The 19,049-nt window shown below is 65.3% G+C and carries 20 protein-coding genes; 3 read left to right on the top strand and 17 right to left on the bottom strand.

Features of this window, described 5'->3' with window-relative positions; all coding sequences use genetic code 11:
• Positions 1 to 142 precede the first annotated feature (142 nt).
• The 8 genes from QQS14_RS13265 to QQS14_RS13230 form a co-directional block, all read right to left on the bottom strand.
• Entirely contained in the window at positions 143 to 610 is a 468-nt protein-coding gene (locus QQS14_RS13265) for a hypothetical protein (RefSeq protein ID WP_285907484.1), read from the bottom strand.
• A 49-nt stretch (positions 611 to 659) separates the two neighbouring features.
• Positions 660 to 1,142 carry a ribonuclease HI gene (gene rnhA / locus QQS14_RS13260; protein WP_285907483.1) on the bottom strand — a complete coding sequence of 161 codons (483 nt, stop codon included), beginning with the start codon at positions 1,140 to 1,142 and terminating at the stop codon, positions 660 to 662.
• Positions 1,135 to 1,647 carry a hypothetical protein gene (locus QQS14_RS13255; RefSeq protein WP_285907482.1) on the bottom strand — a complete coding sequence of 171 codons (513 nt, stop codon included), beginning with the start codon at positions 1,645 to 1,647 and terminating at the stop codon, positions 1,135 to 1,137. Before QQS14_RS13255 ends, rnhA begins: the two co-directional genes overlap by 8 nt.
• A gap of 102 nt (positions 1,648 to 1,749) precedes the next feature.
• Complete coding sequence (gene hemW, locus QQS14_RS13250; RefSeq protein ID WP_285907481.1) at positions 1,750 to 3,030, bottom strand: radical SAM family heme chaperone HemW; 1,281 nt, start codon at positions 3,028 to 3,030, stop codon at positions 1,750 to 1,752.
• A complete protein-coding gene (locus QQS14_RS13245) occupies positions 3,023 to 3,397 on the bottom strand; it encodes a hypothetical protein (protein ID WP_285907480.1) in 375 nt (124 codons plus the stop codon). Before QQS14_RS13245 ends, hemW begins: the two co-directional genes overlap by 8 nt.
• Positions 3,394 to 3,984: an epoxyqueuosine reductase QueH gene (locus QQS14_RS13240; RefSeq protein ID WP_285907479.1), complete on the bottom strand. Its 591-nt coding sequence runs from the start codon at positions 3,982 to 3,984 to the stop codon at positions 3,394 to 3,396. The genes QQS14_RS13245 and QQS14_RS13240 overlap by 4 nt, the downstream gene beginning before the upstream one ends.
• A gap of 257 nt (positions 3,985 to 4,241) precedes the next feature.
• Entirely contained in the window at positions 4,242 to 5,711 is a 1,470-nt protein-coding gene (locus tag QQS14_RS13235; RefSeq protein ID WP_285907478.1) for an Rne/Rng family ribonuclease, read from the bottom strand.
• Positions 5,712 to 5,745: 34 nt separating this feature from the next.
• Positions 5,746 to 6,723 (bottom strand): radical SAM protein, encoded by a 978-nt coding sequence (locus tag QQS14_RS13230; protein WP_285907477.1) that lies wholly within the window; start codon positions 6,721 to 6,723, stop codon positions 5,746 to 5,748.
• A gap of 277 nt (positions 6,724 to 7,000) precedes the next feature.
• Here QQS14_RS13230 and QQS14_RS13225 point away from each other — a divergent pair, with 277 nt between their 5' ends.
• The 3 genes from QQS14_RS13225 to QQS14_RS13215 all read left to right on the top strand — a co-directional run bounded on the left by QQS14_RS13225 (position 7,001) and on the right by QQS14_RS13215 (position 10,945).
• Entirely contained in the window at positions 7,001 to 7,894 is an 894-nt protein-coding gene (locus tag QQS14_RS13225) for a tRNA (adenine-N1)-methyltransferase (protein WP_285907476.1), read from the top strand.
• 168 nt (positions 7,895 to 8,062) lie between these two features.
• Positions 8,063 to 9,334 (top strand): amidohydrolase family protein, encoded by a 1,272-nt coding sequence (locus QQS14_RS13220; protein ID WP_285907475.1) that lies wholly within the window; start codon positions 8,063 to 8,065, stop codon positions 9,332 to 9,334.
• A gap of 78 nt (positions 9,335 to 9,412) precedes the next feature.
• Positions 9,413 to 10,945 (top strand): bifunctional GNAT family N-acetyltransferase/carbon-nitrogen hydrolase family protein, encoded by a 1,533-nt coding sequence (locus QQS14_RS13215; RefSeq protein WP_285907474.1) that lies wholly within the window; start codon positions 9,413 to 9,415, stop codon positions 10,943 to 10,945.
• Between the two features lie 16 nt (positions 10,946 to 10,961).
• Here the strand turns inward: QQS14_RS13215 and QQS14_RS13210 are convergent, their stop codons facing one another.
• From QQS14_RS13210 to QQS14_RS13170, 9 genes are all read right to left on the bottom strand, one after another.
• Positions 10,962 to 11,771, bottom strand: coding sequence for a ZIP family metal transporter (locus tag QQS14_RS13210; RefSeq protein ID WP_285907473.1), 810 nt, complete (start codon positions 11,769 to 11,771; stop codon positions 10,962 to 10,964).
• 137 nt (positions 11,772 to 11,908) lie between these two features.
• On the bottom strand, positions 11,909 to 12,943 hold the full coding sequence (rlmN, locus tag QQS14_RS13205) for a dual-specificity RNA methyltransferase RlmN (RefSeq protein WP_285907472.1): 1,035 nt from the start codon (positions 12,941 to 12,943) through the stop codon (positions 11,909 to 11,911).
• Between the two features lie 33 nt (positions 12,944 to 12,976).
• Entirely contained in the window at positions 12,977 to 13,672 is a 696-nt protein-coding gene (locus QQS14_RS13200) for a hypothetical protein (RefSeq protein ID WP_285907471.1), read from the bottom strand.
• Positions 13,669 to 14,397: a hypothetical protein gene (locus QQS14_RS13195; protein ID WP_285907470.1), complete on the bottom strand. Its 729-nt coding sequence runs from the start codon at positions 14,395 to 14,397 to the stop codon at positions 13,669 to 13,671. The genes QQS14_RS13200 and QQS14_RS13195 overlap by 4 nt, the downstream gene beginning before the upstream one ends.
• Entirely contained in the window at positions 14,394 to 15,119 is a 726-nt protein-coding gene (locus QQS14_RS13190; RefSeq protein WP_285907469.1) for a hypothetical protein, read from the bottom strand. The genes QQS14_RS13195 and QQS14_RS13190 overlap by 4 nt, the downstream gene beginning before the upstream one ends.
• A 42-nt stretch (positions 15,120 to 15,161) precedes the next feature.
• On the bottom strand, positions 15,162 to 15,860 hold the full coding sequence (locus tag QQS14_RS13185) for a hypothetical protein (RefSeq protein WP_285907468.1): 699 nt from the start codon (positions 15,858 to 15,860) through the stop codon (positions 15,162 to 15,164).
• A gap of 348 nt (positions 15,861 to 16,208) precedes the next feature.
• The gene (locus tag QQS14_RS13180) at positions 16,209 to 17,048 is read right to left on the bottom strand and encodes a hypothetical protein (protein WP_285907467.1); all 840 of its coding nucleotides are present in this window, start codon (positions 17,046 to 17,048) and stop codon (positions 16,209 to 16,211) included.
• A complete protein-coding gene (locus tag QQS14_RS13175) occupies positions 17,045 to 17,275 on the bottom strand; it encodes a Bbp19 family protein (protein ID WP_285907466.1) in 231 nt (76 codons plus the stop codon). Before QQS14_RS13175 ends, QQS14_RS13180 begins: the two co-directional genes overlap by 4 nt.
• Positions 17,265 to 19,049 carry a portal protein gene (locus QQS14_RS13170; RefSeq protein WP_285907465.1) on the bottom strand — a complete coding sequence of 595 codons (1,785 nt, stop codon included), beginning with the start codon at positions 19,047 to 19,049 and terminating at the stop codon, positions 17,265 to 17,267. The genes QQS14_RS13175 and QQS14_RS13170 overlap by 11 nt, the downstream gene beginning before the upstream one ends.

Raw genomic sequence — 19,049 nt, 5'->3', positions numbered from 1 at the left:
TGACGGCTGGATAACACGGGTTTTGGAGAGGAACGGAAAACGGGCGCGAGCAGGGCAGGAAAGGGGTGCAAAGGGCTAAGAAGTCCGCTTGACAGGGTTTGCCGAAAACATCGACGTGACGCTTTCGCGTCGGCAGGTCCAGTTATTCACGCCCGCCCAACCCGAAGACATACCCGTGGGCGCGGGGGATAGCGATCAGGCAGAGGACGAGGAGGTTGAAGCCGGTGAACCAGGCATAAAACAGGTGGCTCTCAAGGGTCAGATTTCCCTCAAGGGCCAGGGAACCGTTGACCCAGCCCGGCAGCGCGATGCAGGCGAGGCTGGCCAGGGCGTCCAGCCGCCGCTTGCGGAATTTTTCCGGCCCTTGGCGGAAAAGCCGCGCCAGTAGGTGGATGCTGCCAATGACAAACAATCCCAGAGCACCGTAAAGCAGCCAAGGCATAGTGTGCCAATAGGCGAAGCTGAGAGACAGGGTGTCGAGCAGAAAAATAAATGTTATTCCAAAGAAATAGAATCCAACATAGGCGGCCTGCGCGGCGAGGCCCGCGCCCAGGAGCAAACGCAGGGAGAACTGGGCGATTTTGCCAATGGTTCCGCTTCCGGGCAACATCCGGCGACTGTGCGGCAGGCTGGTGCGGATGTCAAATATAGGCCTGAGCCTATGGGGCCGTGTCGTCCAGCAGGTTCGGGCCGGCGGCGGCGGTGCGGGCCAGGACGTCGCAGCGTTCGTTGAGCAGGTGGCCGCTGTGGCCCTTGACCCAGTGGAAGGTGACATCGTGCTGCTTGATGAGCGGGAGGAGCTGCTGCCAGAGGTCCTGGTTCTTGACCGGCTTTTTGGCTGCGGTTTTCCAGCCGTTGCGCTGCCAGTTGCCTATCCAGTTCTTGGTGATGGCCTCCTGCACGTATTTGGAGTCGGTCCACAGGTCCACGGCGCAGGGGCGGGTCAGGGCCGAGAGACCGACGATGACGGCCCGAAGCTCCATGCGGTTGTTGGTGGTATCGCGGTAGCCCTGGGAGAATTCCTTGTAGTTGTCGGCGTTCATGCCCTTGTATTCGCCGTGGATGAGGACCGCGCCATAGCCGCCCGGGCCGGGATTGCCCAGGCAGGAGCCGTCGGTGTAGATGGTCACGCGGCTACTCACCGGGGGTGTCTCCTTCGAGCTGGGTCAGTTTTTCATAGATGGCGGCCAGCACCATCTGGATTTCCATGGGCCAATCGTCGGTTGCGAGTGATGGCAAGAGATGCTCCGTTTTGAGGGATTCGATGAATTCCGGCCCCAGGGCGCGGCTCATCATGGGGGGAAAGCGCAGCTCCACGGCGCCAATGGCCGGGGCCAGCCCCATGTACATGGTCTTGGCGTCCAGCTCCGGGACCACGAAATCGCCGCCAAAGACCTGCACGCGGCAGTTCATGCCGAACTCCTCCTTGAGGGCGCGGGTGAAGGAGACGATGAACTTGCGCTGCTCCTCGCTGAGGACGCCGGTTTCGTCGTAGACCGTGCCCTGGCGGTGGAGGGTGTCCAGCACGCGCTCGTTGTTCTTGATGAAGGCCCAGGCCACCAGGGCGAAGATCAGGACCAGGGCGAGGGTGCGGATGAGCTTTTCCCTGGGGGAATCGCCGTGAACCTTGGGTATGGATATGCGCATGGGTTTTCCTCGTCGTTGGGGCCGGGTGCAAACGCCCATACGTCTACCCTGACACGGCCCCGGGCGCAACCGGATGCCCGCTGTTGCGGCCTTGCGGGGGTGCTATTCCTCGTCAAAGGCGAGGCGGCGGATGATGACGTTGGACACGAGCATGCCGTTCTTGGTCAGGCGCAGGAAGCCGTGGTTGATGCGCACGAGATTTTCGCGGTGCAAAGCGGCGATGAGCCGCTCGTGGCGCTTGACCATGTCGAACCCGGCGCGTTTGCGAAACTCCTTGAGGTCAAGCCCCTTGGCCGTACGCAGGGAGAGCATGACCAGCTCGCGCAGCAGGTCGGCGTCGGTCAGGGTTTCGTGCTCGCGGCCAACCAACCCGCCGCGTACATAGGCGTCGTACTCGTCCATGTAGCGCGGGTTCTCGAAGCGCCGCCGCCCGATGGTGGACACCGCCGACGGCCCCAGGCCCAGGTAGTCGGCACCGCTCCAGTAGCCGGAATTGTGGGCCGAGACAAAGCCCATGCGGGCGAAGTTCGACACCTCGTAGTGCATGTAGCCCATGGATTCGAGGTATTCCGCGCCGTAGACGAACATGCGCCCCTGTTCCTTGTCCGGCGGCAGGGTCAGGGGACCGCCCTCGGCGCAGAGCGCGGTCATGGGCGTGTCCGGCTCCAGGGTCAGGTTGTAGGCCGAGATGTGCTCGGGCCGCATGGATGTGACCACGGTCAGCTGGTCGATCCACCCCTTGAGGCGTTGGCCGGGCAGCCCCCAGATGAAGTCGAGGCCGATGTTGCCGAATCCGGCCTGGCGCGCGCTGGTGAAGGCGGCGTGGGCCATGGCCGCCGAGTGGGGGCGGCCCAGGGCGTGCAGGTGTGCGTCGCTCAGGCTCTGCACGCCAAGGGAGAGGCGGTTGATGCCCATGGAAAGCAGGGCGCGGAAATAGCTGACATCCGTGGCCGAGTCAGGGTTGGCCTCCAGGGTCACTTCCATGGCCGGGCCAAGGACAAAGGCCTTGTCCAGGGCCTGCATGATCTGCGCAAGCTGGGTCAGGGGGATCAGGCTCGGCGTGCCGCCGCCGAAATAGATGGTGCGCAGCTTCGGCCCCTTGAGCCGAGCGCCCCAGAGCTTGATCTCCTCAAGGAGCAGCTTGTGATACCAGGCAAAGGTGACCTGGTTGAAGGCCTGGGAGTGGAAGGTGCAGTAGTGGCAGCGCGAGCGGCAGAAGGGCACGTGGATGTAGAGGAGCAACCCCTTGTCGTGGTCGGCCGGAGGTGCGCCCTCGGGGTCGCCGGAGCCTTTGCGCCCGGGGCTTTTCCTGCCCGCGCCCTTGCCCATGGCGTCCGGGAAGGCCGGGCGGGTGGGCACGTCCTCGCCGTAGATCCTACCCATGGTCGTCCCGCCGGTGTCGGCCGACAAAGACCGTCAATCCGGCCCAGATCAGGGCTGCCCCGGCCGCCAGCCGGATGAGGCCCGCTGCGGTCGATTCCGTGGCAGGCCCGGCCAGTGCCGGGTCGGCCGTCAGGATGATGGCCCCGGCCACCAGATGGCGCGTGGCCGTGACCAGCATGACCACCACCACGGCCCACAGGGGGATGGGCCGCCCCTGCCGGGCCATCCAGCTCAGGGCCGAAAAGACGACCAGGGCCAGGAGGCCGGTGGTCCAGGCGTCCGTGGTGTTGTGGGTCAGGCCGTGGGCCAGGCCCTCGGCTGCGGTGACGGCCACGAAGAGGACCAGGGCGAGATCGCGGCGGCTCATTCGCGTCCCTCTGTTTCCGGCCTCGCGCTGTTGGCCGTCTGTTTCGGGCCATTGAGCAGCCGGGCGTAGCGCTCGTTTTCACTGTAGAGGCAGCCGCAGTATTGCTGGCGGTAGACGCCCCAGGCCTTGGAGGTCTCGATGCCCTCGCTCCAGCCCTGGCGGAAGTCATGGTAGACGAACGGGGTGGCCTTGGTCGCCATGTCCCGGCCCAGCCCGGCGATGACCTCGTGCTTCTGGTGCCTGGAATAGAGCAGGGTAGTGGAAAAGCCGTCGAACCCGCCCTTTCTGGCGATGGCCGCAGTGCGCTCCAGGCGGCGGGCATAGCAGTGGAAGCAGCGGTTGGTCTCGCGCTGGGCCACGTCGCGAAACCACACCTTTGGGTCGTACTCGTCGTCCTTGACGATGACCTGGACGCCCAGGCGCCCGGCCACCTCAAGGCAGCCGTCGCGCCGTCTGGCGTACTCGGTCAGGGGGTGGATGTTGGGGTTGTAGAACAGCCCCGTGACAGCGAACCCCTGGTCGCGCAGGGTGGTCAGCGTGGTGATGGCGCACGGCCCGCAGCAGATATGCAGGAGAAGGCGTTTCATGTGTCTTTTCGGCTGCTTGACCGACACGCAACCTGATCCCTGAAGGGGTTAATTAGGCTGTTCAAAAATGTTCGAGTGCAAGGCGCGAAAAAAGGTCAAGGCCGAAGCGTACTCCTGGTACGCGAGGATTTGATTCGCCCCGTCCTGGGGCTCACCCCTTCGGGGCGTCGGCAGGAGCCGACGTCCAAATCCGCTGTCCTGCGGATTTGTGACCTTTTTGAAGCAACGCAGCAATCGGACGTTTTTCAACAGCCGGACTATTCGTCGTATTCGTACTCGATATCCACGTGGATGCGCTTGCCGTAGCGGGTTTCCAGGTCGGCCAGCACGCCGCGCTTGTTGTTGAGCAGGTAGATGGCCAGCTCTTCCTCGCAGGTGTAGTCCACCATCTCGTTGCCGGGCTTGCGCGCCTCGCGGTGGATGTCCTTGAGGGCCTGCATGGCCTGCCATTCCATGTTGCGCCGGATGCCGGTGCCCTTGCAGCAGGGGCACGGCTCGGTGGAGATGGCGATGGCCGACGAGCCCAGGCGCTGGCGCACCAGCTCCATGAGGCCAAAGGGCGAGATGCGGCTGACATCGGTGCGCGCCCTGTCGTTCTTCATCTCGGCCTTCATGACCTTCTCGACCTCGCGGCAGTCCTTGGGGTTCTTCATCTCGATGAAGTCGATGACCACCTGGCCGCCGATGTCGCGCAGGCGCAGCTGGCGGGCGATCTCCACAGCGGCCTCCAGGTTGGTCTTGAGCGCCATCTTCTGGAAATTCTTCTCGCCGCCGATCTTGCCGGAGTTGATGTCGATGGCGGTCAGGGCCTCGGTGGCGTCGAAGACCAGCCGCCCGCCCGAGGGCATGGACGCCTCGCGGGTGTAGATCTCCTGCACCTGTTTGACGAGGTTGAAGCGCTCAAGCAGGCTCAGGTCCGTGTCTTCGTGCAGCTTGACCAGGCTGTTCTTGCGGGGGAAGGCGAGTTTGACGAACTGGTTGACCTGCTCGAAGGTGTCCTTGTCGTCCACCCAGACCTCGGTCACGTCCAGGGTCAGGTAGTCGCGCACGGCGCGGGCGGCCAGCCCCAGTTCCTGGTAGACCATGGCCGGGGCCTTGACCTTCTGGGCATTGGCCCGGATGTCTTCCCAGAGCCGGTTGAGGTATTTGTAGTCGCGCTCAAGGGCGACCTTGGACTGGCCCACGGCGGCCGTGCGGGCGATGAGGCCCACGCCCTCGGTGGTGGGGAAGGTCTCGATGATGTTCTTGAGCCGCTCGCGCTCCTTCTCGTTCTCTATCTTGCGCGACACGCCCATCTGGCTGCGGCCCACGGTGTAGACAAAGCTGCGGCCCGGCAGGGAGAGATAGGTGGTCAAAAACGCGCCCTTCTTGCCCGTGGGCTCCTTGACCACCTGGACCAGCACCTCCTGGCCCGCCTTGAGCACCTTCTGCATCAGCGGGTAGCGCGACCCCTTCTTCATGGGGTAGCTGCCCATGTAGTATTCCGGGTGGACCTCGTCGATCTGGAGGAATCCGTTGCGCTCGGCCCCGTAGTTGATGAAGGCGGCCTGCAACCCGTTGTCGATGTTGTGGATGTAGCCCTTGTAGATGTCGCCCTTGGTCTTGGCCTGATGGACCATCTCAACGTAATACTCGTCGACCTTGCCCTCTTCGGCGATGACCACCTCGACCTGTTCTCCCGGCAGCACGGAGATGAACATCTTCTGCCGTTTCTTCTTGTCGGTCATGAAATCCTCGTGTCAAAAAAATGTATGAAATAATTCAAGGCGTTGGTCCGCAGCCCCGCGCGTCTTCGAGGACATGCCCCGAGCCGTGGTAGCAGACTTCGCCCCTGTCGGCGCGGGCAACGATGTCGCCCGCCCGCTCCAGGGCTTCCACGGCCGCGCGCACCGCGTGTTGCGGCGCGCCCAGTGCCTGGGCCAACTGTGAAACGGTCTGGGGCCTGCGCACGAGGGAGGCGAGCACGAACTCGCGTGTCCGCGCCTCGTCCAGCGTGGCGTGTGTCGGCTCCTTGCGTTCCCCGGCGCGGGCCTGTCCCGCGCCGAGCGCCTTGCGCCAGCGGCTCAAGATGGCCCCGTCCACGGGGCGCACCCCCCGGACCGTGCCCGGACGGGTCAGGGTGACCACATCCACCCGGTCAGGGGCGAGCTGTTGGCAGAAAGTCTTCAGCCTGCCCAGGTTCTCGTCGGAATCGTTGATTCCCTCGGCAAGCAAAATCTCCAGAAATATCCTGCCCGTGAATTCCTGCCGGAAGGCGAGGAGCCCCTGGGCCACGGCCGCGGGCGTCACCCCGGGGCAGGGGCGGTTGACGGCCGCAAACTCTGCCTCCACCAGCGAATCCATGCTCGGCAGGACCACATCGGCCAGGGCCAGTTCGCGGCGTACCTGCGCATCGGTCATGGTGGTGGCGTTGGTCAGCACGGCCACGGGCACGGACGGGAACAGGGCGCGCGCGCCCTTGATGACCTCGGCCATAGCCGTGTTCAGGGTCGGTTCGCCAAGGCCGCCGAGGGTCACGGCGTCCGGCGGCTCGAACCCTTGCGCCTTCCAGTGGGCCAGCTCGTCGAGGATGGCCCGGGCCGGGACGTATTCCCGGCGCTCAAGGGTCAGGTCGCGGGTGGCCCCCACCTCGCAGTACACGCAGTCCATGGAACAGACGCGTCCGCCCAGCAGGTCCAGCCCCAGGGACCGGCCCAGCCGCCCGCTCATGACGGGTCCGAAGACGTATGCGTATGCCATGTGTCGGGCGTACCTCGCAGGGGTTCGGGGGTGTGGTCCCGGAAAAATCTCAAGGAAGATTAAGTATCAGGGCGCGCATGTCAAGGGGAGTCCGCCCCGTCCGCCTGCCTCGCCCCGCGCTTTCTTCACATTGTGAAACCTACAGGCCGGGCGGCGCGCTGGCAAGGGCTTTGTGCCGCCGTTCCATGTCGGCTCCGGCCGGGCCGCGGCGCTTTTCCTTGACTTCGCGCCTCGGGGGCCGTACCCCAAGCCATATTTTCACCAGGAGCATAAGGACATGATCGAACCCGGACAACTCGTGCTGCTCATCAGCCACAAGGGCAAACGCTACCTGCGCAAGCTGGAGGCGGGCGGCGAGGTGCACACCCACGACGGCAGGCTGCTCATGGACGATGTGGCCGAGGCCGGATTCGGCCAGTACGTCAAGACCCATCTGGGCCGGTCCTACCTCACCCTCAAGCCCACCCTGCACGACCTGATCAAGGGCGTGAAGCGCCAGACCCAGATCATGTATCCCAAGGAGATCGGGTACCTGATGATGAAGCTCGGCATCGGTCCCGGCTCCACGGTCATCGAGTCGGGCACCGGCTCGGGCGGGCTGACCACGGCCCTGGCCTGGTTCGTGGGCGACACGGGCAAGGTCATCACCTATGAGCGGCGGGCGGATTTCTACAAGCTGGCGGGCAAGAACCTGGAGCGCGTGGGCCTGGCCGCCCGCGTGGAGCAGGTCAACCGCAACATCGAGGACGGTTTTCTGCACTCGGGCGCGGACGCGCTCTTTCTCGACGTGCGCACCCCGTGGGAATACCTGGGGAGCATCCCGGGCGCGGTCATCCCCGGCGCCATGTGCGGCTTCCTGCTGCCCACGGTCAACCAGGTCAGCGACCTGCTGCGCGGGCTGGAGGCCGGTCCCTTTGCCGAGACCGAGGTGCTCGAAATCCTGGTGCGCCGCTGGAAACCCGTGGCCGACCGCCTGCGCCCGGACGACCGCATGGTGGCCCACACCGGATTCCTCGTCTTCACCCGCTACATGGAGCAGCCCGCCTGCCCGTCGGCCGACCTTGAGGACGGAGAGGCGCCCGCCGCCGACCCGGAAATCGATCCCGACCTGGAGCAGGACATGGGCGACGACATTGGCCCCGGCCAAGACCACGATCTGGACCAAGAGTAGCCCGGCCCGCATCGCCGCAGACAACACAGGCTCGCTTCCTTTGAGGCGGGCCTTTTCCATTTCTCCGGGGGGGCGGGTCGGGGCTCCTCTGGCCCGGCCCCTTTATCATTGGCGCGCCGTGGGGTAGAAGGGGGCGGAAACCAATGACCCAGACCACGAGGAACACCCATGACCCTTGACCTGATAGTCAGAAACTGCGCCCTGCACGGCGAGCCGGTGCTGATGGACATCGCCTGCGCGGCCGGGCGCATCGTGGAGGTGGCCCCGGCCATTGAGGCCAAGGCGGCCCGCGAGGTGGACGCTGGCGGCAACCTCGTTACCCCGCCCTTTGTTGACAGCCATTTTCACATGGACGCCACCCTGTCCATGGGCATGCCCCGGCTCAACCGCGACGGTACGCTGCTCGAAGGCATCCGCATCTGGGGCGAGCTCAAGCCCGACCTGACCGCCGAGGGAATCAAGGCCCGGGCCATGAAGCTCATCTCCTGGGCCGTGGCCCGGGGCAATCTGGCCATCCGCACCCATGTGGACACCACGGACCCGAGCCTGATGGCCGTGGACGTGCTCCTTGCGGTGCGCGACGAGATGAAGGACGTGGTGGACATCCAGCTGGTGGCCTTTCCCCAGGATGGCCTGCTCCGGTCAAGAAACGGCATGGGCCTGATGCGCGCCGCCCTGGACCGGGGCGTGGACGTGGTGGGCGGCATCCCCCACTTCGAGCGGACCATGGATGAGGGGCGCGAGTCGGTGCGGCTCTTGTGCGAGCTGGCGAGCGAGCGCGGTCTGATGGTGGACATGCACTGCGACGAGTCCGACGACCCCCTGTCGCGCCATATCGAGGCCCTGACCTTCGAGGCCCAGCGGCTGGGCCTGCACGGCCGGGTCACGGGATCGCACCTGACCAGCATGCACTCCATGGACAACTACTATGTGTCCAAGCTCCTGCCGCTCATGGCCGAGGCCCGCGTCAACTGCGTCTGCAATCCGCTGGTGAACATGAATCTCCAGGGCCGCCACGACACCTATCCCAAGCGGCGCGGCCTGATGCGCGTGCCCGAGCTGATGGCCCACGGCGTCAATGTGTCGTTGGGACACGACGACGTCATGGACCCGTGGTATCCCATGGGCACCCACGACATGCTCGAGGTGGCCCACATGGGCGCCCACGCCCTGCACATGACCGGCGTGGAGCAGCAGGAGGCGCTCTTTGACGCCGTGACCGTCAACGGGGCGAGGACGCTGGGCCTGACCGGCTACGGCCTGGCTCCGGGCTGCCACGCGGACATGGTGGTGCTCCAGGCGGCCTCGAAGATGGAGGCCCTGCGCCTGCGTCCGGCCCGGCTCCATGTCATCCGCCGGGGCCGGGTCATCGCCTCCACCCCCGAGGTGGCGGCCAGCGTGGACCTGGGCAACGGCCCCATGCGTGTGGATTTTCGCTAGGAGGCGAAGCGCGACGACACACGCCAGGACCACAGACAACCCGCCCATTGCCGGGCCAAAGACGGGAGCACTATGGACATGACCGAAGAGACCGAACACAAACTGCAAACGCGCCACCTGCGCATCGAGGACTACGAGGCCCTGCGCCGCATTCACGCCCGCATCTACAAGGACGTGGACACCTTCTGGACGCGCGAGCAGCTGGCCCTGCTGACCTCGATCTTTCCCGAGGGCCAGGTGTGCATCGAGGACAACGGCGAGCCCGTGGCCGCAGCCCTGTCCATCGTCATAGATTTCAGCCTGTTCGGCGACCAGCATTCCTATGATCAGGTCACCGGCCGCAATTCCTTCTCGACCCACGATCCTGAGGGCGACTATCTCTACGGCATCGAGGTCTTCGTGGACCCGGAGTACCGGGGCATGCGCCTGGGCCGCCGTCTGTACGACGCGCGCAAGGAGATCGCGGAGAACCTGAACCTCAAGGGCATCATGCTCGGCGGCCGCATCCCCGGCTACCACAAGGTCTCGGCCGAGATGTCGCCCCAGCAGTACATCCTCAAGGTCAAGAACCGCGAGCTGTACGATCCGGTGCTCACCTTCCAGATGTCCAACGACTTCCACGTGCGCACCCTGCTCGACGACTATTGGCCCGGCGACCGTCAATCGCGTGGCAATGCCGTGCTCCTGGAGTGGATCAACATCTACTACCAGAAGAAGACGCGGCTGGTGGGCCGCACCAAGTCCATCGCCCGCATCGGCGTGGTGCAGTGGGAGATGCGCCGGTTCGAGAACTTCGACGAGTTCATGCGCCAGGTGGAGTTCTTCGTGGACACGGTCAGCGACTACAAGGCCGATATCGTGCTCTTCCCCGAGCTGCTCAACGCGCCGCTCATCCGCCACTACGACGGCCATCCGTCAGAGGCCATGCGCCAGCTCTCGGAATACACCGAGCCCATGCGCCAGGCCATGACCGAGATGGCCCTAAGCTACAACATCAACATCGTGGCGGGCAGCGTGCCTGAACTGAGCGAGGACGGAAAGCTCTACAACGTCAGCTATCTGTGCCGCCGCGACGGCACCTGGGACAGCCAGTCCAAGCTGCACATCACCCCGGACGAGGACGCCCACTGGGCCTTCACCGGCGGCAACGAGCTCAAGGTGTTCGACACCGATGTGGGCAAGGTGGGCATTCTCATCTGCTATGACGTGGAGTTTCCCGAGCTGGCCCGGCTGCAGACCATGCGGGGCATGAAGCTGCTGCTCGTGCCCTTCTGGACCGACACCAAGACCGGCTATCTGCGGGTGCGCCGCTGCGCCCAGGCCCGGGCCATCGAAAACGAGTGCTTCGTGGCCATCTCCGGCAGCGTGGGCAATATCCCCCAGGTGGAGACCATGGGCATCCAGTATTCCCAGTCCGCCATCTTCACGCCGTCGGACTTTCCCTTTCCCCACGACGCCATCGCCTCGGAGGTGACCCCGGGCATCGAGACCACCCTGATCACCGACGTGGACATGGACCTGCTCAAGGAGCTGCGCACCCAGGGCAGCGTGCGCAACGTCAGGAGCCGCCGCACCGATCTCTACGAGCTGCGCTGGAAGGGTGGCGATTGAGCCGGGAGTCCGTGTGTCAGGACAGGGCCACGTCCAGGATCATCATCACGGTGAAGCCGAAGATGCAGCCCATGGTGGCCTGATCGCCGTAGCCCGAGGCCTGGGATTCGGGGATGACCTCCTCCACCACCACGAAGATCATGGCCCCGGCGGCAAAGGCCAGGGCATAGGGCAGGATGGGCTCGGCCAGAAAGACCGTGGCCGCGCCGATGACCGCGGCGATGGGCTCCACCGCGCCGGACGCCTGACCGTAGAAGAAGCTCTTCTTGCGCGACAGTCCCTGCCTGCGCAGCGGCACGGACACGGCCGTGCCCTCAGGGAAGTTCTGGATGCCGATGCCGATGGCCAGGGCCACGGCCCCGCCCAGGGTGGCCGAGTCGAACCCGGCCGCCACCGCGCCAAAGGCCACGCCGATGGCCAGCCCCTCGGGGATGTTGTGCAGGGTGATGGCCAGCACCAGCAGGACAGAGCTGTTCCAGCCGGTCTTGACACCCTCGGCCTCGGACCGGGGCGCGTGGATGTGCAGGTGCGGCAGGAAGATGTCCACCAGCCGCAGGAAGGCCGCGCCGAGCACAAACCCCACGGCCGCGGGTACGAACTTGAACGCGCCCATGTGTTCGCTCATCTCGATGGCCGGGGCCAGCAGCGACCAGTAGCTGGCCGCGATCATCACGCCTGCGGCAAAGCCGAGCATGATGTCCAGGGTGCGCTTGCTCACATCCCTGCCCGCAAAAACCACGGCCGCGCCCAGGGCGGTCATGCCCCAGGTGAAGAGGGTGGCCAGCAGGGCCTGGATGATGGGGGAGAGGGTGGCGAAATACTCCATGCGGTGGTCTCCTTGCGCCCGGTGCGATCATGCGATCGGGCGAGCATACCCCATGTCCGCCCCCATTGAAAAGCCCGCGCCGACCCGCAGGGCGGTAGAGGCGATACAACTTTTGGAAAAGCGCTGATCCGGGGCGATCAATCGGTGTCGGCGGCCTTGAGCTGGCCGCAGGCGGCCTTGATGTCCGCGCCCATGGAGCGGCGGATGAAGGCGGTCAGGCCGTGGTCCCACAGCCGCTTCTCAAAGGCCTCCACCCGGTCGCGGTCAGGGGCCTCGTAGGGCATGCCCTCGATGGCGTTGTAGGCGATGAGGTTGATCTTGCCCTTTTTGCGGTCGATGAGCCGGGCCAGCTGGTCGGCGTGTTCCAGGGAGTCGTTGACATCCTTGAGCAGCAGATACTCGAAGGTGATGCGCTCACGCGGGCGCATGGGATAGGCCCGGAGCGCGGCCATGAGGTCATCGAGGTGGACCCGGGCGGCCTTGGGCATGATCCGGGCGCGCAGCTCCTGGGTGGGCGCGTGCAGCGAGATGGCGGGCAGGGCCACCTCCCGCTCGCCCAGGATGCGCAGTTGCTCGGGAAAGCCCACGGTGGAGACCATGGAGCGCCGCCACGACAGGGACAGCCCGCGCTCGCAGGGCAGGTCGTCGAGCACCTGAAGCAGGGTGTCGAGGTTGAGCAGCGGCTCGCCCATGCCCATGAACACGAGGTTCTTGAGCGGGTTCATGTTCCGGTCTTCCAGATACTGGCGGCCCACCAGCACCTGGCCCAGGATCTCGCCGTAGGTCATGTTGCGCTCGAAGCCGAGCCTGCCGGTGCTGCAGAAGGTGCAGCCCATGGCGCAGCCCACCTGGGTGGAGAGGCACTGCGAGTACCGGTCCTGCATGGGGATGAGCACGGTCTCCACCAGCTTGGCGTCGCCAAGGCGCAGCAGGAACTTGATGGTGCCGTCCCCGCTCTGCTGCACCCTGGCCACCTCGGGCCAGGCGACGGTGGCCATGGCCGCCAGCTTCTCGCGCAGGGGCTTGGAGAGATTGGTCATGGCCGCCACGTCGCGCACGCGCTTTTGCCACAGCCATTGCCATATCTGCTCGGCGCGAAAACGCGGCTCCTTCAGCTCGTCCGCCACAAAGGCTTCGAGGTCGCTCTTGGTCAGCTCGATGAGATTTTGCATGCGAGCCAGACACTAATGCAACCCGGCCCCGTGTCAAGCGGCAGGGTCACGCGCTCCCCTCTCACCCTTCAGAAATCGCACATAGGCCCAGCCAAGAGTGCAGAAGGCGGCGGCGGTGACACACAGCGCCGTGAGGGTTGTCGCCTCGATGATGTCGAAATCAGCCAGGCCCGGGAGGCCGTGGCACACGCCAAGGAGAATGAGCAGGGCGAGCTGGGCCGGGGTGAGCCACTTATGCACCGTGCGCATGGCCGGGGTGAGGAGAAGCGCGAGCAAGCCGGGAATGGCGAACCGCAGGGAATCCGGTGCATTCCATGCGGTCCACGATGAAGCTGAAGACGCGGCCAGCCCGAGCGCCCCGATCCACAGGGCCAGAGCGATGCGCTGCAAGGTGGCTTGGGGTAGCGGCAGCGACGGTCTCTGGTAGATATTTTGGACAATTCGCGCAATCAATGTCGCCACCAGTGCCGCCGCGATCATGAAAAAGACGCCGCGAATAAGGATGTTCAGATACGACAGCAGGTTGAAGGCGACAAAGATGTACCAGAAAATAACGGCCAGCTTTGCCTGTCCCAACTCGAAACAGGACAGGGCGTAGACGCCGGTGCTGATGGTGAAATAGATCACCGCAACCTTGAATTGGCTGTCGTCAAGAGTCATCAGCAGGAGAAGATACACGAAGATCGCGTAGTGAACGACGAACAGCAGGGGGATGAGGAATCGATTCATGCCTGGGGCTCCTCGCTGGGCGTGGCCGGGTGCATCGTTTGTCGTTTTTCAAACCTTCGCTGGACGAGAAACCGCACATAGGCCCAGCCGAGGGCAATAAAGCCGGAGACGATGAACCCCAGTGCGATGATCCGCATGATCTCGGTAAACTCCAGCTCGGTCAGGCTCGGTATGCCCTGGCATGCGGCGAGGTGGAAAAGCAGGAGCAGCTGGATCGGAGTGAGCCACAAGCGGGGTGCGCGCATGGCCGGGGTGAGGAGAAAGGCGAGAAATCCCGGCAAGGCGTATTGAAGGGAATGGTCGAGACTTATCAGCGACCACGCAAATGCTGTGTATGCGGTCATGCCGAGGGACAAAAGCCACAGGCCGAGGCAGACCTGTTGCAGCCGGGTGCGCGGCAAGGGGAGCGCCTGTTTTTGATAAAGGGTGTGGATGATGCCGAGAATCAGGGCCGCCACCCCGGCCGAGGCGGGAAGGAACCATGACCCGGAAAGCGTCATTTCCAGGTATGAGAGCAAGTTGTAGGCCACAACCAGATACCAGCAGGTGATGGCAAGCTTTGCCTTGTGCCATTCGAACAGCGACGCGCCGTAGACCACGGTGCTGATGGCAAAGCAGGCCATGGCGTTGATGAAGTGATAGCCGTGCAATTGTGTCATCACAGGTTCGTTTGTCACAACTGCGTAGTGAACCACAAGCAGCAGGGGGATGAGGAGTTTGTTCATGCCCGGGGCTCCTCGCCCGGTCCGGAGGGGCGGGCCGTGGCGCGCTGCGCACGTTTTTCCATGAAAAACCGCACGTAGGCCCAGCCCAGGGTGCAGAAGGCGGCGACGGTCACAAAAAAAGCAAGGGATGTCGTGGTGTTGAATATGTCGAATTGCGTCAGGTTTGGAAGCCCGAGATTGATGGCAATGCACGAGAGCAGATAGAGCTGGACCGGGGTGAGCCACTTGTGGACCGTGCGCATGGCCGGGGTGAGGACAAAGATGAGCGAGCCGGGAACGGCGAACCGCAGGGAGTCCACGGCACTCCACTTGGCCCAGGCAAAGACGGAAAACGCCGTCAAGCCAAGAACCAGTATCCACATGGCGAGGCATATCCGTTGCAAAGGGGTCTGCGGCAGAGGCATCGACCGCTGTTGACGCATGGTGTTGGTGATGCCTAAAACGAGTGCCACCACCAGGGCCGACACGATCATGAAAGGAATCCCCGGTTGAATCATTTCCAGATACGACAACAGGTTGAATACAGCCACATAATACCAGAACGCAAGGACGAATGTCGCCCTGCCCACTGCAAAAAAAGAGACACCGTAAACCATTGTGCTGATCATGAAGCAGATCAGTGCGTTTGTGGACTGATATGCGTCGAGATTCGGGAATACGTTGGTATTGAACAGGAAGAGATAGTGCGCAACAAGCAGCAGGGGGATGAGGAGTTTGTTCATGGCAAATGGTCGGGGAGGCATAGCCTCCCCTTTGAGTTATGTTTATGGGACCAGAGGGAGCATGCCTTTTCCGGTCGCCTTTAAAAGATCTTTTGCCGTCGCGTTGCCTTCACCGTATTTTTTGAGGGTCTCGGCATACCAGGGGCTGGCCAGCAACATTGATTGGCCCCACCCACCGGCTTCATCTTTCATGACCCCCGTTATCCACTCTCGTGCCCGCTCCTTGTCTGGGTGGCCGTCGGGTTTGTAGATGTCCCGGAGAAGATACTTGTAAGCCCATGATTCGGACTCGCGTTCTGCGTCAGACCCCGGTTTCTGCCCCTTTTCCCATTGTTTCAGGGCCTCGGCGTCCTGGGTCGAATTGCGCTGGGGGGCCTGGGCAGCGGCCGGGGTGCTGGCCTCGAATGCCCGGAGGCCCTGGGAACCCTGGGCGAGCAGGGAGCCGAGGGGGCGAGCCGGGGCGGGGCTGCCGCCGGGGGCGCGCCTGCCGTTGGTGTCGCCCGGAAGGCCGAGCCCTTGCGCGTCTGCGGGCTTGCTCGCGTTGGCGGCTCCGAAGGCCACGGCCTCTTTCTGCCAGGGCACGGTGCTCAGGGCAACTCCGGGCCGGGCCGGTTTATCCCCCGTGCCGCCGGGGTCGTGGTTGAGAGTGACCCCAAACCCGTGGTCGCGGGGGTCCCAGTCGCGCGGTTTTTCCGTCACCCACCAGTCTTCGGCAGGGGCGTTCGTGCGGCTCTTTTTCATCAGGTCGCCCTCCTTGCGCACCGGCTCATGCATACCATCCGCATAGCAGGCTGCCCAAAAACGCCCGATTGCTGCGTTGCTTCAAAAAGGGCAAACCCTCGCGTACCTTGAGTACGCTTCGGCCTTGCCCTTTTTTTGCGCCTTGCACTCGAACATTTTTGAACAGCCTGTAGGAAGATGCTGTTTAAAGAAGTGAAGAATTGCGCAATTGGCGATTCTGCCCGCCTGTGGTGTTGTCGTAGCGCAGTCGGGTGTATTTGTCAGTATTGAATGCGTCGAACATATAGATTTCCCTTATCTGGCCGGGCCGGGGGACGAGCCCCGGCCCGGGGTGGTGGGGCGGCGCGGCTAGATCTGGCCGCCGGGGATGTAGTTGCCGGGGTACAGGGCCTCGAAGCCCTTGCGGACCTTGGCCACGTAGGTATCGTCGCGGCGGGACGGGTCGTGGTAGCGCGGGTCCTGCATCATCTCGCGCAGCGTGTCGCGGCTCAGTTCCTCGCCCCAGCCCGAGGGCGCGCCGCGCAGGCCGCTTTCGAGCACCAGGGGCGCGATCTTGGCAAAGGCGCTGATGACAGCGGCCCGGTCGCCCGCGCCGGTGCGGGTCAGGGCGTCGAGCAGGTCGCCGCCGCCGATGGCCTCGGCCGCGCGCAGGGCGTTGTCGAGCAGGCGCGGGGTCTCGCCCCGGTGCACGGCGCGCAGGGATTCCAGCTCGCTGTCGCGCAGCCGCTGGGCCTCGTCGCGCAGGCAGTGGTGGGCGTCCAGCACCAGGGGCAGGAACCACGCGTACAGCCCGGCCGCCTGGGTCGCGGTCAGGCCCAGCTCGTGGGCCTTGGCCCTGAGGCCCGAGAGCAGCTCCTCGCGCAGCTCAAGCTCCTCGGGCAAATCCAGTTCGGGCAGGGTGTAGCCGTCCGGGCTCTCGGGCCGCCCCAGGGCGGCGTGAAAGGCGGCCACCTGCTCCTCGCTGGCGTCAGGCCCGGGCAGGCGGATGTAGCCCTCGGGCGTCCTGCCCAGCAGCTTCTGGGCGTGGACCAGGGCCTTGACCGCCTCGTCCTTGCTCTCGTAGCGGGCCAGGGCCGGGTGCTCGCGCAGGGGTATTTCCCGCTCCTCGCCGTCCTCGCCGGTCAGGCGCACGGTCCATTCCTCGGGCAGGGTGGCCCGCCAGTCGTTGGTTTCCTTGGTCGTGGTCATTGGGTGATCTCCTTGAGGTTGATGAAGTTGGTTTGGTCAAGCATGTGCTTGACGTGCAGCACCAGGGACCGGCGGCCTTCGTCAAAGGCGGCCCGTCCGGGGTCGGTGGAGAAGGTAGAGCGCATGAACGAGCCGCGCCGCTCCAGGTCCTCCATGACCGCCCGGCCGTCAGCGGACTCGAAGAGCCGCCGGTAGGCGCGATGGAGTTCCAGCGGACTAACCGGCATGGCTGACCTCCCTGTCGTCCGGGACCGGATGGATCGCGGCCTCGGGCGCGTGGCCGGGTCCGTTGTCCGGTGTTTCCCGACAGGCTTCGCCGGCCCGGGGACCGGGGGGCGCGCCGCCGCCGAACCGGGCGGCCAGCAGGGACCACAGGTCGGTCAGCACGCTGGGCCTGTCGGTGTGCGCCTCGGCCAGGACGCGGGCCATTTCTGCCGCCTGGGCGGCCATCTGGGTCATGCGCGCCATCTCGGCGGCCTGGCCCTTGTGGGCGCGCGCCTCGGCCACCTCGGCCTCGGGCCGCAGGTAATCGGGCGGGGTGCCGAACAGCTCGGCCACGTGCCGGGCGGCCCGGTCGGTGGCGAAGTTGTCCATGATCCCGAAGGGATCGGCGCTTCCCACCAGCGGGGCCAGGTATTCCATGGTCCGGGCCAGTCCCCGGGCCTCGAACTCCTTCTGGGCGCGGGCCACGGGCGAGGTGTAGCGCACCTCGATGTCGTCCGGGCCGAATCCCTCGGGGAAGGGGGGCAGCGCGCCCGCCCGGAGCATGATGCGGAATACGCGGCGGATGAGGGGGCTGAGGAACTCGGCCTGGAGCCTGCCCAGCACCGGGCCGAGCACGCGCATCCGCTCGCTCTGGCGGATGACCGCCTCGGTGGCGGTCACGGCCGGGCCGTCCGGCGCGAGCTGGTCGCCCATGAAGATGCGCCGGATGGACTGGCGGCGCTGCTCCATCATCCGCTCGGTGGCGGCCAGGTCCACGGTCACGGGCAGGGCCTCGATGCGGTCCGGGCTGCCCGCCCGGTAGTAGGAGAGCCCGCCCGGCCCGGAGTGGACCGGCCCGAGGAACCCGTCGTCAGGCACCATCAGCGGCGGGTCGGACATCTTCTCCGCGGCCATGAGCGCGGTGCGGGCCATGGCGTTGAGCACCCGGGTGTCGGAGAGGGCGGTCTGGCCCGGCCCGCGTCCGTATGTCTCACCGGCCGCCTTGGCCCAGCGGGGCACGAGGTAGGGCATCTCCAGGTAGCCGGATTCCTCCAGCACATGGTCCGCGCCGGTCTCCACATAGACGCTGGCCCAGGGGAAGTGGGCCGCGCCCAGGGCATAGGGATCGCGGTCTGTGCGCGGGAACACGGCGTGCAGGATATCCACCCTCTCGTCCGGCCGCTCCTCGGCCTTGCGCCGGGTGGCGTCCGAGCAGGCCGCGCCCCATTCGCGGGCCGCCTGCCGGGCCGTGAGGGTGTAGCGGCGGTAGACCGTGTCCACCGAGCCGCGCACCGACTCGGCCGCAAAGACCTCGCCCAGGGGCCGGGTGCGGAAGCTGACCACCGTGTCCGGGTCCGCCTCCACGTACATGACCGCCGTGCCCAGCAGGACCACGTCCAGGTACAGTTCGTGGGCATTGGTCTGGAATCCCGTATCCTCGGTGTTGAAGAGCGCGATCATGCGGTCGCGGACCTGTTGCAGGAAGGTGCGCACCCCGGCCGCGTCGCCCTGAGCCGGGTCGCGGGCGCGGATGTCGAACCAGGGCATGGCCGGGTTTGTCAACAGCCCGCCCAGCGACGAGGCGAGCAGGTCCAGGGCGTGGCTGGGCGTGGAGTCGAAGATGCGCTCGTCTCCCACGCGACCCCGGGTGACCAGCGGGTCGGCCCCGGCGAAGCTGTTCTTGCGGGGCAGCATGTAATCGGTCAGCTCGTGCCAGGAGGCGAGCCAGGGGCGGCGGGCCTCCTCCAGCCCGGCGAACCGGGCCTTGAGCGAGCGGGCGAGTTCCGTGGCGTGCAT

The sequence above is a fragment of the Pseudodesulfovibrio pelocollis genome (genome assembly GCF_030282845.1).
GTDB lineage: Bacteria > Desulfobacterota > Desulfovibrionia > Desulfovibrionales > Desulfovibrionaceae > Pseudodesulfovibrio > Pseudodesulfovibrio pelocollis.
Note: the sequence above shows the minus strand (reverse complement) of the source record. Positions and strands in the feature narration are given on the sequence as shown.

Excerpts from the sequence above, each read along its gene's own strand:
- QQS14_RS13180 (WP_285907467.1), bottom strand. The coding sequence starts at position 17,048 with ATGACCACGACCAAGGAAACCAACGACTGGCGGGCCACCCTGCCCGAG.
- QQS14_RS13235 (WP_285907478.1), bottom strand. The coding sequence starts at position 5,711 with ATGACCGACAAGAAGAAACGGCAGAAGATGTTCATCTCCGTGCTGCCG.
- QQS14_RS13185 (WP_285907468.1), bottom strand. The coding sequence starts at position 15,860 with ATGAAAAAGAGCCGCACGAACGCCCCTGCCGAAGACTGGTGGGTGACG.
- QQS14_RS13230 (WP_285907477.1), bottom strand. The coding sequence starts at position 6,723 with ATGGCATACGCATACGTCTTCGGACCCGTCATGAGCGGGCGGCTGGGC.
- QQS14_RS13265 (WP_285907484.1), bottom strand. The coding sequence starts at position 610 with ATGTTGCCCGGAAGCGGAACCATTGGCAAAATCGCCCAGTTCTCCCTG.
- QQS14_RS13255 (WP_285907482.1), bottom strand. The coding sequence starts at position 1,647 with ATGCGCATATCCATACCCAAGGTTCACGGCGATTCCCCCAGGGAAAAG.
- QQS14_RS13190 (WP_285907469.1), bottom strand. The coding sequence starts at position 15,119 with ATGAACAAACTCCTCATCCCCCTGCTGCTTGTTGCGCACTATCTCTTC.
- QQS14_RS13245 (WP_285907480.1), bottom strand. The coding sequence starts at position 3,397 with ATGAGCCGCCGCGATCTCGCCCTGGTCCTCTTCGTGGCCGTCACCGCA.
- QQS14_RS13200 (WP_285907471.1), bottom strand. The coding sequence starts at position 13,672 with ATGAATCGATTCCTCATCCCCCTGCTGTTCGTCGTTCACTACGCGATC.
- QQS14_RS13195 (WP_285907470.1), bottom strand. The coding sequence starts at position 14,397 with ATGAACAAACTCCTCATCCCCCTGCTGCTTGTGGTTCACTACGCAGTT.
- QQS14_RS13225 (WP_285907476.1), top strand. The coding sequence starts at position 7,001 with ATGATCGAACCCGGACAACTCGTGCTGCTCATCAGCCACAAGGGCAAA.
- QQS14_RS13175 (WP_285907466.1), bottom strand. The coding sequence starts at position 17,275 with ATGCCGGTTAGTCCGCTGGAACTCCATCGCGCCTACCGGCGGCTCTTC.
- hemW (WP_285907481.1), bottom strand. The coding sequence starts at position 3,030 with ATGGGTAGGATCTACGGCGAGGACGTGCCCACCCGCCCGGCCTTCCCG.
- QQS14_RS13220 (WP_285907475.1), top strand. The coding sequence starts at position 8,063 with ATGACCCTTGACCTGATAGTCAGAAACTGCGCCCTGCACGGCGAGCCG.
- QQS14_RS13170 (WP_285907465.1), bottom strand. The coding sequence starts at position 19,049 with ATGCACGCCACGGAACTCGCCCGCTCGCTCAAGGCCCGGTTCGCCGGG.
- rlmN (WP_285907472.1), bottom strand. The coding sequence starts at position 12,943 with ATGCAAAATCTCATCGAGCTGACCAAGAGCGACCTCGAAGCCTTTGTG.
- QQS14_RS13240 (WP_285907479.1), bottom strand. The coding sequence starts at position 3,984 with ATGAAACGCCTTCTCCTGCATATCTGCTGCGGGCCGTGCGCCATCACC.
- QQS14_RS13210 (WP_285907473.1), bottom strand. The coding sequence starts at position 11,771 with ATGGAGTATTTCGCCACCCTCTCCCCCATCATCCAGGCCCTGCTGGCC.
- QQS14_RS13215 (WP_285907474.1), top strand. The coding sequence starts at position 9,413 with ATGACCGAAGAGACCGAACACAAACTGCAAACGCGCCACCTGCGCATC.